Source organism: Nostoc sp. (assembly GCF_036919595.1).
Taxonomy (GTDB): Bacteria; Cyanobacteriota; Cyanobacteriia; order Cyanobacteriales; family Nostocaceae; genus Nostoc.
Window position 1 is genome coordinate 1 of the sequence record NZ_JBALCO010000131.1, and the last position, 15,175, is coordinate 15,175.

The 15,175-nt window shown below is 43.1% G+C and carries 9 protein-coding genes; 6 read left to right on the forward strand and 3 right to left on the reverse strand.

All coding sequences use genetic code 11. From position 1 onward, the window contains the following. Both V7K21_RS19690 and V7K21_RS19695 read right to left on the reverse strand, forming a co-directional pair. Nucleotides 1-2,967 (reverse strand): tetratricopeptide repeat protein (locus tag V7K21_RS19690; protein ID WP_335176941.1); only part of this gene is annotated, 2,967 nt, incomplete at its 3' end. After that, the gene (locus V7K21_RS19695; protein WP_335176942.1) at nt 2,968-3,294 is read right to left on the reverse strand and encodes a hypothetical protein; all 327 of its coding nucleotides are present in this window, start codon (nt 3,292-3,294) and stop codon (nt 2,968-2,970) included. Between the two features lie 148 nt (nt 3,295-3,442). On the opposite strand from V7K21_RS19695, the gene tilS reads away from it, so the two are divergent. Further along, nucleotides 3,443-4,444, forward strand: a complete 1,002-nt coding sequence (gene tilS / locus V7K21_RS19700; RefSeq protein WP_335176943.1) for a tRNA lysidine(34) synthetase TilS — start codon at nt 3,443-3,445, stop codon at nt 4,442-4,444. A 154-nt stretch (nt 4,445-4,598) separates the two neighbouring features. Here tilS and hmpF read toward each other — a convergent pair whose 3' ends face one another. Beyond that, nucleotides 4,599-6,362: a pilus motility taxis protein HmpF gene (gene hmpF / locus V7K21_RS19705; RefSeq protein ID WP_335176944.1), complete on the reverse strand. Its 1,764-nt coding sequence runs from the start codon at nt 6,360-6,362 to the stop codon at nt 4,599-4,601. 384 nt (nt 6,363-6,746) lie between these two features. Between hmpF and V7K21_RS19710 the strand changes: the two genes are divergently transcribed. From V7K21_RS19710 to V7K21_RS19730, 5 genes are all read left to right on the forward strand, one after another. Further along, nucleotides 6,747-7,925 carry a response regulator gene (locus tag V7K21_RS19710; RefSeq protein ID WP_335176945.1) on the forward strand — a complete coding sequence of 393 codons (1,179 nt, stop codon included), beginning with the start codon at nt 6,747-6,749 and terminating at the stop codon, nt 7,923-7,925. A 400-nt stretch (nt 7,926-8,325) separates the two neighbouring features. Continuing rightward, a complete protein-coding gene (locus V7K21_RS19715) occupies nt 8,326-8,691 on the forward strand; it encodes a response regulator transcription factor (protein WP_069073698.1) in 366 nt (121 codons plus the stop codon). A 13-nt stretch (nt 8,692-8,704) separates the two neighbouring features. Continuing rightward, nucleotides 8,705-9,235, forward strand: a complete 531-nt coding sequence (locus tag V7K21_RS19720; RefSeq protein ID WP_335176946.1) for a chemotaxis protein CheW — start codon at nt 8,705-8,707, stop codon at nt 9,233-9,235. 14 nt (nt 9,236-9,249) lie between these two features. After that, complete coding sequence (locus V7K21_RS19725) at nt 9,250-12,198, forward strand: methyl-accepting chemotaxis protein (protein WP_335176947.1); 2,949 nt, start codon at nt 9,250-9,252, stop codon at nt 12,196-12,198. A 168-nt stretch (nt 12,199-12,366) separates the two neighbouring features. Beyond that, a partial coding sequence (locus V7K21_RS19730) for an Hpt domain-containing protein (protein ID WP_335176948.1) occupies nt 12,367-15,175 on the forward strand: 2,809 nt, incomplete at its 3' end.

Sequence of the window (15,175 nt, forward strand, 5' to 3'; positions counted from 1 at the left end):
CAGATGGTACAACGTCCCCGCTTTGCCTTGGACATTACCAATGTGTTCATTTATTTCCAAAGACTGATTGTAGAGTGCGATCGCTTCATCCACATTCCCTTTGTTGGCGTAGATATTTCCCAGATGGTACAACGTCCCCGCTTTGCCTTGGACATTACCAATGTGTTCATTTATTTCCAAAGACTGATTGTAGAGTGCGATCGCTTCATCCACATCCCCTTTGTTGGCGTGAATACGTCCCAGTTGGTTCAACGTCCCCGCTTTGCCTTGGACATTACCAATGTGTTCATTTATTTCCAAAGACTGATTGTAGAGTGCGATCGCTTCATCCATATTCCCTTTGTTAGCGTATACAATTCCCAGTTGGTTCAACGTCGCCGCTTTGCCTTGGACATTACCAATGTGTTCATTTATTTCCAAAGACTGATTGTAGAGTGCGATCGCTTCATCCACATTCCCTTTGTTGGCTTTCAGTATCCCTAAACAATGATAAATTGATGCTAATTCTGCTTCGTCTTCTGCGGGACAAAGATTTAAAGCCTGTTGGTAATAGTTTAATGCTCGATCAACCTCACCCATTTGGTGTTCACAATAAGCAATTTTTCTAAGAGCACTATGGTTTATAGTAATTTCTAAAGTTGATTGGCACAGATGTATTGCTTCCCGAAATCGACTTTGACTTTGCAAGTGTCCCGCCAATGAACTAGCTATTTTACCCGCAATTTCTCCATCCTTCCCCAACAATGCCAAGCGATGAATTTCTAACTCTTGTGTTTCCTTAGCAGTTTCCTCTTCCCACCACAGGCGATACAAAATTTGTGCAGCTTGTTTATACAACTCTTCACCCTTGGGGTTTTCTGAAAACTCTAGCAACGGTGACAAAATCCGGGGAACACGATACAATCTCTCTCCGTTATTGGTAAGGGTAACTTCCAACAAACCCAAAATTTCAGCGCGTTGAATATGACTTTCCCAATTTGAGATATCCTCACAAATCGGGTCAATAGCAGCTTGAGGAACAGGTAACTCATACACCAACAACTTCCCCAGGATTTGACGCAAAGCTGGAGTTTGCTGCTTCAGCAATACCTGTGCCAAAATATCCTCACGAAATTCCTTTTCCTTATCTGCCATCTTTTGCAGAATCATCTCAACTCCCCTCTCCGCTTCCGGCGACTTCGGGGAATTTTGCAAAATCTTATCTAACCATTCCAACAGCCGAGGATTTCCATCTGCTGCTTTTTTGGCACGTTCAGGCAAATCTGGCTGAAATTGCCAACTGCCATTAAACGAATCCAGACGATTATACTTTTTAATTAAATCTGCCCCACCCAAAGCCCCCAGAGGTTCGCGATACAGACGATGATTCAGTTCCGACAAAGTGAAATTGTAGCGACAGGTAATAATTACCTTGTGGGGAAGTTGGGAATTTTGCATCGCCTTCAGCAACGCCAGCAGTACATCCACAACTTGTGGTTGCAAGACATAAACCCCATTTCGTAATTCCAGATTAGCCTCAAAGTCATCCAGCACAAAGACAAAGCGCTGTTCTTTGGTATTCAGTCCTTCAGTGAAAAACTTGGTGAGGCGCTGCATCAACTGTAACTTGCCATTGAGAATTTCATGCCCCCGTTCCGAGGTACATTGTTCAGCAAGGATTTTGAGCAGTTTGTCCTCATCCAGTTGCCGAAAGTTCACCAGCCTGTGATAGCCAACCATCCTTTCCAGAAGTCGCGCAGTCACAGTACTCTTACCCACACCCCCCAGTCCGTGAATTAGTAACCCTAATGAAGTGCGAATAGCTTTGAGACAACGTTGCAAAGTCCGCCGTCTCCCAACAAACTCAGAGGGTTTTGCCACCCGCACCTGTTGGGTATCGGGATCTAAAAACTGTTCGTAAGCAGGTTCCGGCGCAGAGGGTGGCACATCTCCCAACACTTCCACCAACGCACCGGGACATTCTCCCTGAATATATAACCGCAACAAATGCCAGTCACGCACTTTCTGTTTAAACAACTGCTGGTAAGTGCTAGCGAGTGCTTGGGCTAATTGATATCCGGCTGCCAATTTGCCGTAGAGGTGCGCGGCGGCTGCTGTAGCTGTCCGATCTTCCACCGGCCGTCCCCAACTTAAAACCGCCCTAGCACCTTGGGCAATTAGTGCCTCAGCCATTGAAGGGACAGCCCCTTTATCTGGTGCTTGTCCAGTCCGACACCCAGATAAAAACACCAATTTGGGAAAGCGAAACCGGAAGATTTCCGCCAGTTCTGCGGCTGTGGTTTCGTGGCGTTCCCCGATTTCCGTCTCAGTGATAAAGTAAGGCGTGTAAGGTGCTTCATCTTTAATTGAGGCGTGTCCTGTGAGGTGAAACACATCAAAGTCATTAAAATAGCGACTCCACACCTTACCCAACTCGCTAACGCAGCCGCTTTCTTCCACTCGCAAATCCACAGCAAAATCTCGCGTATCTGCCAGAATTCTCGCTTCTTCCTGTTCAAACTCTAACTTTGGTTCCACATCTTCCGGGTCGGTTGCCATAAACAATACTCGCAATTGTCGTGCTTCCACAGAAAACCCCTCCGTTTCCTTCTCAATCCAGCGCAGAGGTAACACCACTGGATTAACCCGCTTGACCAAAAAATCCTCACCATCATGCAGCACTTCCCAAGGTAGATATGCCAATTTCTGATCGGTATCAATGGCAATTACCAACCCCTCACCGCGACAGTTAGCAATTCCCCGACTCAACCAGCGTCCATCGCCATCCAACCAAAAAAATAACTGCTGCCCGATTCCTGCTAAATTGGGCAGCAGTTTATAGTAATCTCGTTCACCTTGTTTGAGGAAATTAGCGATTTCTACCAATTTCAGGCGACGTGATTCATAGTGCTTTATTTGAGGTAGCCAATACCTAAGTTCAACCGTTTCCTGCGTACTTTCCCGAAGTTGAATGCGGATAGTTTGCACTTATTTGCTGATAGCTTTGAGGATTTCCGTGATTTCCTCTATGGTAGCTTCTTCGAGTAAAATCCTGTTTCCAGTCTCAGGGTCAAGAATTATTACATCAAATTGCTTCCCTGGATGAGATTTATGCCATTCTTGATACCATTTGCGAATTTGTTCAGCTAAAGCCGCAGCACCACCCACAATGGTAATAATAGTAGCGATCGCTGCTAGAGTCGCCTCTTTTTGGCTAGGAACTTCGTAGCTTCCCGATATTCCGGGAATTTTTAGCAAAGCCTCGGCTGCTGCTGGTGCGTTTTCGCCTTCAATACCAACTTGAATTTCAGCCATTAAATTACCTACGAATTTATCCAAGATTCCGTATATTATCCATTGAATTGGGGATAAGATTCACGCACAGACGCAGAGAGGATTAAAATTAACTATTAAAGAAGTTATAGCTGCAAGTCAAATACAAAAACTATGATAAGTTCCAAAAATGGTATGGACTCCCCTACATGCAAAAATACATCGCACCATCCGATCGCGCCACTTATTTGAGCGCAACCAGCGCCTATTAGTCGCTGTTTCCGGCGGACAAGATTCTCTGTGTTTAATAAAATTACTTTTAGATTTACAATCCAAATGGGGATGGTATTTGGGTATTGCTCACTGTGATCATCGCTGGCGTTCTGACTCCCAAGCTAATGCTAATCACGTCGAAGACTTAGCTAAAACTTGGGGTATATCCTTTTATTTAGAAACAGCGAACAAACCTATAAATAGTGAAGCTACTGCACGCGATTGGCGCTATCAAGCTTTAAGTGGGATCGCCCAAGCAAATAATTATCAATATATAGTTACAGGACACACCGCCAGCGATCGCGCCGAAACTCTTCTATACAACTTAATTCGTGGTACTGGTGCTGATGGCTTACAAGCCCTGACTTGGCAACGCCCTCTAACTACGGGGATTATGCTAGTGCGTCCACTTTTAGAAATCACTTGCACACAAACAGAGCAATTTTGTCAAGAGTTTAAATTGCCAATTTGGGAAGATTCCACCAATCAAGATTTGCAATATGCCCGCAACCGCATTCGCCAAGAGTTTATACCATATCTGCGGGATAATTTCAACCCCCAAGTAGAATCAGCCTTAGCCCAAACAGCAGAACTTCTCCAAGCAGAAGTGGAATATTTAGAAAAAGCTGCCCAGGAGTTGCGAGAAAAGGCGATGTCATGGGGAATGGAGGATGAAGAAGATTCCCTTACTCCTCTTCTTCCCTTACGGTTAAATCGTCGAGTATTGCAAAAAGCACCATTGGCATTGCAACGTCGGGTGATGCGTCAGGTATTGCAGCAAATATTGACTGATGCCCCTAGTTTTGAGCATATCGAAAAATTAACGGCTTTAATTGTAGCACCAAACCGATCGCAAACTGATCCATTTCCTGGTGGTGCGATCGCTCAAGTAGAAGGCGACTGGATCTGTTTGAAATAGTTAGAAGTTAAGAGTTTGGAGTTAGGAGTTAAGAGTTTGAAGTTTGAAGTTGTCGTTTTAGGTGTTGAGATTTAGTTAGTAAGAAAAAGGGTTGAGAATAAGGTTTTGATATGATTACTTCATGCACCTGGGAACCGCTATAACTCCTAACTTATTAAGAAGCTAGTAATTCTGGCTGAGATATTAAACTTTGGAGAGTATGACGCAACTGAGCGATCGCTTGGAGTTGATAATCACCAGTTTCCTGGAATTGCTCCAAAGATTCTCCAATTTCTTGCAGCTTTTGCCGTAAGCCATCTAGAGAATCCTGAATTGGTTGTAGTGCTTCTTGATACAGATTCACCCGACCCCAGTACTCAGCAGTTGTTCTTTGCAGGGACAACAAATTTTCCTCAATCGCTTTGAGTTCTTGGCGCTTTTCATCCAGATCGTGAGTTTGATTGTCAATCATTCCCTGATTTAGCTCAATACCAGAACGAATCTGCTCAATTTCCCGTTCCAGTTTTGGGATTTCCTGTGAATATTGTTGCCGCTGGGTTTCAATTTGTAACAGAATCGGTTCTAAATTAATTTTGTTGTTACTTTCTTCTGCATCAGTAAGAGTATGTCCTTGCCGCCGTAGCAGTACAGCTTGATGTTGCTTGAGAAACTTCTGATGCTGTAGCATATTGCGGCGTTGCCCCACCAAACTGGAGTTTAGCATCTGGTAAAGGTCTTTTTCATCCGTTAGTTCCAGTTCCAAATTGATGTGATCATGATCAGATGCGTGATTTATCTTATTTTGGAGTTTTTCTATAACTTCTTGTTTATATGTAAGTTCTTGTTCTTGATCATGAACAAAGCTAGCGTCTATTTCCAACTTATATTGCAAGTCTTGCACTATTTTTTGTAGTTCTTCTAAAGGCATTTTATCCAAAGCTTCCACATTAGCTTGCTGGCCGAGAACTACATCACCAGATGTTGCAGCTAAAGAGTCAATCTGTTGATATAACTCTTCGGCGTTTCGTAACTGCTCTTTGATTATCCGAGCATACTCTTGTTTGCTAGTAAGGTCTGCTGTATTTATCTGTAATTGGGCTGTTTGCTGAACTAGAGAATTTTGTGCTTCAAGACATGCATTTTGGCGATCGCTAAAGGTTTGTGACAAACGCTCAACTTCTTCTTGCTGTTGAGCGATCGCAGTTTTTTGCTCCTCCAGTTTTTGCCAGTGGGGGGTAAGAGTAGCTTGCTGCTTTTGAACCAATTCAAAAGCCAGATGCAGGTGTTCTCTGACTGTTTCCGTGGGAGCAGCACGACTAGATAAGCGATCAAGTAACTCACTCATTACCCGACTTTGCTCCTCATCTAAAACCGTCCCCTGTTGAAAATCTGCTTGACGCTCCTCCAGGCGACGCTGCTCACCATGCAAATGATCCCAAGCGCCTTCTAATTCCTGGCGGTTGCGCTCAACTTCTGTTTGTAACCGTTCAATTTCTTGGCGGGATGTGTCAACTTTCTGTTTTTGCTCCTCAAGTTGTTGCAACTCATCCTCCAATTGTTGCAACTGTTCTGAGCGTACTTCCATGTCCATTTCACGGCGATTCAACTCTTGCGCCTGAAACGTCAGCGACTGCTTCCACTGATCAATCTCATCTTCCTTGAGCTTAAATTTCTCCAATTGTCGGGAAAAATTCTGCAAAATGTTGACTAGTGGACGCCCTGCTTCTTGAATCCGCTGCACTTGACGATTCGGATTTAGTTCAACTAGTACCAAAGCACCATCATTTAATTTGCTTGCGTCCTCAGCAGCAATCACTTCTTCCGACACAGCACTCCAATTCTGGTCAGTTCGCTGACAAGCTAGCAGTTTCAGTTCGGTTTTGGCACCGCCACTAAGTAAACCACCTTTCTGTTTTTGTACTTCTGCTAAATACAGCACACCGTTAGTCCTTATTGATGCACTTAAAGTTCATGTTTTGGGATATATCTTAAATAATTCTGTTAACTTGTCTCACTGAACTGAAGTTTAGGAGAACAAGACAGACAAAACTATAGACGCGAGATGTTACGTCTTGATACTTATAAAAGCGAATTGGTCGCGCCTTTATATTTTGTACTGATGACAGTGATGATGACTTCCGTGTTAACACTAGCTTTGTCAAAGTGTATTACGAAAAATTAAGGTTTATAGCTTAATGTATTCTCGGATAAGAATAAAGAACAGGGTAAAAATCTTTCTAGTACTCCATAATCAATACTTAAAGAATAAGTCAGAATTTACAATTGAAAATTTAGCAATACTTAAGGAGCACTTTTTAGCTAAATGCAGGGAAATTTAAATGAAATTGATATTTGCAGTATCCTGCAATTGATTGAGTTGGGACAGCGAACTGGGCAACTATGGGTGGAAGCTCATAGCTCTCACCACAACAACAGACTGGGTGGAGATGGAGCAAGCATTTATCGTCTCGAACAACAGTCTTGGTTCGTGTTTTTCCTCAATGGTGAAATTATCTATTGTCAGGAAGGTGAGAGTAGTTTATCCAGAATTAGCGATTATTTACGTCATTACCGAGTTGAGATGCGACTTACCGACAAACAAATTGCCTCCCTACCATCAACCGACGCGCCAGAGTATGCCTATCTTTGGGCACTCTTGGAGCGGAATATCATCAACCCAAAGAAAGCTGGTAGTATCATTCACGGCTTAGTGCATGAAACTCTCTTTGACCTGCTGAGTTTACATCAAGGTAACTTCATTTTTCACCAGGGTGCGGCACTTGCCCCGCAATTAAACACTTTCGAGATTGCTCCATTTGTTACAAAAATTACGAAGCAAGTGCAAGAGTGGAAGCAACTGTATCCACACATTCAGTCTCCAGAACAATTGCCAGTACTATCTGACAAAGTTCAGCTACAATCCTCGTTACCAGAAGCAACCGTAAATAAGCTACAACATTGGGCTGATGGTAAAACATCCTTGCGTCAACTGGCTCGCTATCTCAACCGAGACATTTTGACAGTCGCTAAGGCAATATATCCATATGTGCAACAGAGTTGGCTACAACTAGTATATTCAGAGACGATTAAACCAGATACCCACACGGATAGCTGGGAATTGAAGGGAAAACAAAAGGGGCGGATAGTATGTATTGACGATGCGATCGCCATCGGTGAGACTGTAAATTCCATCTTACAACCACAAGGTTATGAAGTGATCGCTCTCACCAATCCTCTAGAGGCTGTGAGTCTGGTGTTTCAACTCAAGCCGGATTTAATTTTATGCGACATTGCCATGTCGGAATTGGAGGGGTACGAGGTTTGCGCCATGCTGCGACATTCAACAGCATTTCGGCTTATACCGATTATCATGCTTACTGGTAAAGATGGATTTATTGATCGAGTCAAAGCTAGTATGGTCGGGGCAACAGATTATTTAACAAAACCGTTTACAGACACTGAGTTACTTATGCTCGTCCAGAAATATATCAACAACCAATGAAAATTGGGCAAACAGGGCACTTGTACTGAGCATCTCGACTTCTATACGAGACGCTACGCGAACGCTCGATAGAGCCGGCGTCGTAAACTACGCTTAGGGCGCAGCCTCTCCAAGAGTTGTATGGGGCAGAATAATTTTAGATTCTGGATTTTGGATTGAACAATCTAAAATCGCATTAATCCAAAATTGAGAGGGCATGGGCACATGAACAGATCGAAGATTTGTTGATCTACTAAAAGATGAGTTAAAAGATGTTATCACAGAGTCAGCTAACTCAGTGAAACGTCAATATCCGGGAAAATAGTGAATACATAAAATTAATTTATACAGTTAGTCCTTGCGGAGGAATCAGGGAATGTTCCAAGTAGGAACGCCTACATCAGGAGGTAAATAGATACTTATGAGTACAGTTCTGATTGTGGAAGACAGTATCGCGCAAAGGGAGATGATTACAGACCTCCTGAAAGCGACTGGCCTAACAGTGACCCATGCCAGTGACGGATTAGAAGCATTGGAGGCAATTCAAATAGCACCTCCCGATTTAGTAGTATTGGATATTGTCATGCCCCGGATGAACGGCTACGAAGTTTGTCGGCGGTTAAAATCCGATCCAAAAACCCAAAATGTCCCTGTAGTTATGTGTTCTTCCAAAGGCGAAGAATTTGATCGCTACTGGGGCATGAAGCAGGGTGCAGACGCCTACATAGCTAAACCGTTTCAACCAACCGAGTTGGTAGGAACAGTCAAACAACTGCTGCGAGGATAAGGATAAAAGCAATATGGTCAGCAAACCGGACTTTTTAAGTGGCAGTGGTCAAGACCATTTCCGACCTGAATTACAAGTAGAAAGTCCTGAAGGTGAGTTACATTTAAGGTTTTACATTCCCTCGCATCAGGAGTTTGCACTACAAGCAACTGGTATTCGGGAGGTAATTGAACTAAGTCCTGATAGAATCACCCCGATTCCTAATGCTTCTCCTTTACTTTTGGGTACTCTAAATTTACGAGGTCGAGTTATTTGGGTGGCTGATTTGGGTCAATTTCTTGGGGAAGCAAGTGCATTAAACACGGATAGAGCTGAAATTCCGGTGATTGCCATTGAAGAGCAAGACACGGTAGTGGGTTTAGCAGTAGAGGAAATTGGTGGTATGGACTGGTTGGATGTCCAGAATCTCATGCCATCAATTAGTGTTCCAGATACTATGGCTCCCTTTTTACGTGGAGAGTGGTTATTAAGTGCTAAAAACAAACAGTGTCTGCGACTGCTCGATCAAATGGCAATTTTACGAAGTGCGCGGTGGGCAGGATGAAATTGGAGGAGGAAATGGCAGCAAGTATTGATAATTACGAGCCAACATATCAACAGGCGATGACCGCCTATGTTCAAAGGAATTATGAGGTTGCCGCCACTTTAGTTGACCAAGTGGTGCAAAATTTACCAAATGACCCTAATTCTCATTTATTAAGGGGTCACATCTACTATGTTTTGCAGCAGTATGATGTAGCAAAAGAAGAATATCAACACGTATTACGCTTGACTAATGATCAAGAAATTATTGGTTTTGCCAATAATGGAATTGAGAATATCAATCAATACCTCCAGTCATTCAGTGGAGAGATTGATACATCAGGAAGTCAAGAGCAAATAAATTCCCCAAAGATATCTGATGCACTGGCATATAATGAACAAGAATTAGAAGATTTGGGCGCTAGTGAGGAGTTTGACAGCAAGAGCCTTGATTTGAACTTTTTTAGTAAGCATGAAGAAACTATGAATGGCGTTGAAGAGCTATCTTCAAATAGTCCATTTGACATCCCTACAGAAGATAGTATTGGAAAGGGAAAAATATCAGATTTTTCTAGAGCTTTTGGTGATGATCCTTTTGCCTTGGATGAAGAATCGGAGGAACAAGAGTCGAATAGCAACTGGGAGGAGAAAACAGAATTAGAGTTGCCTGCTTTCTGGCAGGAAGATATGTCAGAAGATAGCTCTGAAGAATCATTAGTAAATAGTCAGTTTTCAGATAATAAGATAAATTCTGCTCACGGAAGTTCAGCTATTGAAAATAATAAATCTTCATTTTCTAATCCACAAACTGGTCATGGTGAGAATGATTTGCCTGATTTGTTGAGTGATCCCAAGTCTCCAAAGCTTCGGGTTGGAAATTTAGAATATAAAAAATCTGATTTGGAAGACGAAACTTTACTAATTGTTGAAGAAAAATTGAGAAACAGTTCATCAACAAGAAATAACTGGGAATCCCAAAATAAAGATGACTTATATGAAACCGAAGCACATGATTGGTTGAAGTCAAAAGATTTGATAAACAAGGAAGATTTTTTGCCAAATGTATCTGATGATTCTTCATCTTTTAGCAGCAATCTACCTCTCGAAGAAAAGCAGTTAAAATCAGGTGAGAGCAACGATAAAAATAGCTTTGATGACGATGAAAGTTTTGATATGGAAGCATTTGAGTCTGCCTTTGGCTCAGAGGATTTAACCTCTTATGAAGACTCAAACAATAACAATATACTGAATGGAGAAAATTCTAAGAGTAATATCGAGTTTTTAGATGACTTTGAGGAATTTGATGATTTAGGCAACATTCCAGGGTTTGACCTGATCGAAGGAGATTCTAACATCGGTGATGCAGCAATGCCTTCTGCTCCAGCAGAAACTAGTGGTAGTGGACGCCCTCAAAGCGCGGAGGCTTTTTTAAGTGATGCAGCTAGCGATCGCGAAGAGGAACTATTCTCAATGACTGGTTCGCATGAAGCAGTTCCAGTCTTTAGCCAAACAGATGTCTCGAAACTAGAACCCACCGTTAGCGTCGAGCAAGGCTGGTTAGCACCATTAGAAAATGCCTCCATAGAAAGGAAACAATGGTTAATTGCTGGAAGTGTGGGTATTGTCTCAGCGCTGGTTGTAGCCACAGTTAGCTTTGTCGCCACTACATTTTCTCCACCCCAACAACGAGAATCAGTACGAAACACAGGTTGGGCAATGTCACTAGCCGCTGGGATTGCAGGTTTTGCTACCGCAGGCTTCATGGGAAATCTTGCACTCAAACAAATTCGCCGCACAACCAATGATCTGCAAGCTCAGTTTGAGGCTGTACGCCAAGGAAATTTAAATGCTCAAGCCACAGTGTTTTCTGAAGATGAATTGGGGCACTTAGCCACTGGCTTTAATGAAATGGCGCGGGTAGTTTTCACGACTACAAGTGAAGCCCAGCGGAAAGCCGATGAACAAGAGGAAGCCAAAGAAAACCTGCAACGTCAGGTGATTCGCCTGTTGGATGATGTAGAAGGAGCTGCTAGAGGAGATTTAACAGTCCAAGCTGAAGTGACAGCCGACGTACTGGGGGCTGTAGCTGACGCCTTTAACCTGACAATTCAAAACCTGCGGGATATCGTCCAACAAGTAAAAGTGGCAGCGAAGGATGTCACAAAAGGTGCAACCAACTCTGAAACCTTTGCTAGAGCCTTATCTGGTGATGCTTTGCGCCAAGCAGAAGAGTTGGCAGTGACGCTGAATTCTGTACAGGTAATGACCGATTCGATTCAGCGGGTAGCAGAGGCGGCGCGGGAAGCCGAAACCGTCGCCCGTGATGCTAGTACGATCGCTCTTAAAGGTGGGGAAGCAGTAGAAAATACTGTGGCGGGGATTTTGGAAATTCGAGAAACCGTTGCCGAAACCACTCGCAAAGTGAAACGGTTGGCGGAATCTTCCCAAGAAATTTCTAAAATTGTGGCGTTGATCTCCCAGATTGCTTCGAGAACAAATTTGTTAGCACTCAATGCTAGTATTGAGGCGGCAAGAGCGGGAGAAGCTGGACGCGGGTTTGCGATCGTCGCAGACGAAGTACGTCAGCTAGCAGATAAATCTGCCAAATCTCTCAAGGAAATTGAACAAATTGTGATGCAAATCCAAAGCGAAACAGGCTCGGTGATGACCGCGATGGAAGAAGGCACACAACAAGTAATTAAAGGGACAAAATTGGCAGAAGAAGCCAAGCGATCGCTCGAAAACATTATTCAAGTGGCGAATCGCATCGATATTCTTGTGCGCTCAATTACTAGCGACACTGTGGAACAAACTGAAACCTCCCGCGCCGTCGCTCATGTAATGCAATCAGTAGAACTCACCGCGCAAGATACTTCCCAGGAAGCCCAGCGAGTTTCCGGTGCCCTACAACACTTAGTAGGTGTATCCCGTGACTTGATCGCCTCCGTTGAACGTTTCCGAGTGGAAACTATGGAAACCAGGTAACAAAGTTAGGAGTTAGGAGTTAGAAATAAAAATCACAACTCACAACAAAGTTAGGAGTTAAGAATGAAAAGTTAGAAATAAAAATTATAACTCATAACTCATAACTCATAACTCATAACTCATAACTCATAACTCATAACTCATAACTCACAACTCATAACTTTTGCTATGCTGCCGGAACAACAACAGCGGATTTTGGGTTACTTTATCGAAGAAGCCAGGGATCACCTGAATACCATTGAGCAGGGGTTGCTGAATTTAGAGGGGACTCTGAACGACCCGGAAATAATTAGCGAAGTCTTCCGGGCGGCTCACTCCATCAAAGGAGGAGCGGCGATGCTTGGATTGACTAGCATCCAGCATACCTCCCATCGTCTGGAAGATTGTTTCAAACTCCTCATAGAGCATCCGGTTCAGGTTGACCAAAAGTTAGAGTCTTTATTTCTCGGTGTATCTGATACCCTGAAAGCGCTGTTAGAGCATTTAAGCGGGCCATTTGGTCTTTCTGAAGATGCAGCTAATACTTTGATGTTAGAAACTGAGCCAGTCTTTCAATGGTTGAATCAGCATCTGGAATTACTTGTAGAACAAGGGAACAGTGGAGTAGCCACCAGTCCTTCGGCAACAGAATTACACACAACCTCTGTAGAGAACGTCTCCACACTTACTGAACTTTTTCTGCGGCAAGATATTCCCAGTTTAGCAGAAGACACCGATCAGGAATCTTCAGAAATATCCTTCTCTGTAGCACCCCAGGAGATGCCAGACGCTCACGGACACGGCTTAGCTGCGCTATCGCCAGTCACCGCCAAAGAAAATAATAATTGGGGCAAGTTTCAAGCCCAGGTACTGCAAACATTGCGAGAAATGTTGCAACTGTTTAAGCAAACAACAACACCCTCAACTCGACAAAACCTTCAGCAATGCTGTTACCAGTTAGTCAAACTTGGTGAGACTTGGAATTTGTCCAAGTGGTGTGGTTTGTGTCAAGCAGCAGCCAGTGCGATCGGCAATCCCGAAAACACTTATCTGACTCTAGCTAAAATTGTCATTACTGAAATCAAGCAAGCTTTAGAATTAGTCCTGCAAGGTAAGGAAGCCGAAATTGCAATTAGTAAGCAATTAGAAGCACTTTTAAGCTTTGCAGAAATTGAGTTGTTAGAAATTACCCCCGATTTGTTTGACGAACAGCCTACGGCTTTGACAGAACCATCAACTGCACCAAAGCTAATTTTATCTCTCAACACTCCAGAAACTGCGAAAACTGAGCAGTTAGTCATTACTAACCTATCTGAGCCAATTGAGGAATTTAACCTAGAGGAGGATAGTAGCGATAGCGCAGCGTTAGCGAGTCCGCGAGCATCTGGCTATGCCAACGTCTCCGACGAACGCCCTGATCTTCAGTTACAAGCAATACCATTAAACGCTGCAATTCACAAAAGTTTTTCTTTCACCATACATGACGAAGCACATCCAATCAGTAGCAATCTTGACCCCAATGGTCCAGAGGTTGGAATAGCTGAGTTAAATACCCTTGCCGATTTATTTGAAGGCGAAACTCCCGAACTCGATGAAACCTGGCATCAAGAAGAAACCTTAGATATTGTTGCCACCGATGACTTTGGAATTGATTTCAGCAGCACTGACGCTGAGGCTGCTGATGGCGACTTATCCGATTTACTCTCCTTTGATGAAGACACAAACAACGAGCAGCACCCAGCAATCACAGCCACCACAGAAGACTTATCCTTGTTATTTGGTGATAACTTCCTAGAAAAAGAGAATTCAGAACCGCAAAATCAACAAACATCCGCTACGACTGTAGAGTTGAGCGATATTAACGTAATTAATCTAAATTTAGACTCTTACCCTGACGAAAATTTACAAGAATTTACTGAGATTACTAGTGATCCGCAGCAGCCTCCTGGAGAGATTGTCCAAAATAGTGTCAACAAAAACGATGTGGTTGAAGATTTCTTGACACTGCCATTAGACGATAACGAACTATTGCCTACAGGCGAAGTGACTCAACCGGAAACTGAGGCGTTCGCCAGTGTGGAACTATTTACCAGTCAACAAAACAGTTTTGATAACTTATTCTTAGAAACCAAAAAGGCAAATTGGGTAGAAGAAATTATTCCTAGTGACTACGTAGAATTACCCCAGCAAACAGGCTTGTCTTCGGACAACCTGTTTGCTGAAATGGAAGAACATCCACTACTGCCTACAAGGGAACCAGAAATTGGTGATTTATTTTATACACCTTCAGCAATAGTACCTAAGTTTTCTCAATCAGAAAATGATCTGAGCAACTTCTGGAATCAGGAAACCATAGAGGAACAGGACGAATTCGATGCCTTAATTGAGCAGAATGTGAAAAGGGGGTTAGAGGAGAGTTTGTTTGCTGAGGAGGCTGATGACATTTTTGCCGACAGTCAGCAGCCCATACCTTCTCCTATAGCTAATTTTGACATAGAAGAAGATTTTGATATCAATTTCCAGCACCAAGAGCAGCTAGATTTGGTATTTTCATCAGATTCTGGAGATGATTTATTTAATGAGTTAGCACCGAGTAACTCAACTATTTCCCCGACAATCAGCGATCGCATCCAACCATCCCCGCCAGAAACGCCATTGTTCGCCCAGCATCCAGGGGAAGAAATTCTCAAGCGATCGCAACAACCAGAAGCTTTAGATTTTGTTCCAGAATTTACCAATCAGCCCCCAGAGATATCTGCCGTTGATCTGGAACTTAATTCATTCAGCTCTTTGGATGAAAATCCACAATTCCTGTTTGAGGATGGAGCCACAAATGACTCCACTTATATTCAGTTGGAAACCACAGATAATACTGTGGATGAACCATCACCTACAGAAACTTCTTTAGATATCAATTTTGGTGAAACTTCAGATTCACCCCAAGCACAGCCTGGTGATTTGTTCGGCTCTTTCGATGAAAATCTGCAACTGCTGTTTG

Excerpts from the sequence above, each read along its gene's own strand:
- V7K21_RS19725 (WP_335176947.1), top strand. The coding sequence starts at position 9,250 with ATGGCAGCAAGTATTGATAATTACGAGCCAACATATCAACAGGCGATG.
- tilS (WP_335176943.1), top strand. The coding sequence starts at position 3,443 with ATGGTATGGACTCCCCTACATGCAAAAATACATCGCACCATCCGATCG.
- V7K21_RS19720 (WP_335176946.1), top strand. The coding sequence starts at position 8,705 with ATGGTCAGCAAACCGGACTTTTTAAGTGGCAGTGGTCAAGACCATTTC.
- V7K21_RS19715 (WP_069073698.1), top strand. The coding sequence starts at position 8,326 with ATGAGTACAGTTCTGATTGTGGAAGACAGTATCGCGCAAAGGGAGATG.
- V7K21_RS19710 (WP_335176945.1), top strand. The coding sequence starts at position 6,747 with ATGCAGGGAAATTTAAATGAAATTGATATTTGCAGTATCCTGCAATTG.
- V7K21_RS19695 (WP_335176942.1), bottom strand. The coding sequence starts at position 3,294 with ATGGCTGAAATTCAAGTTGGTATTGAAGGCGAAAACGCACCAGCAGCA.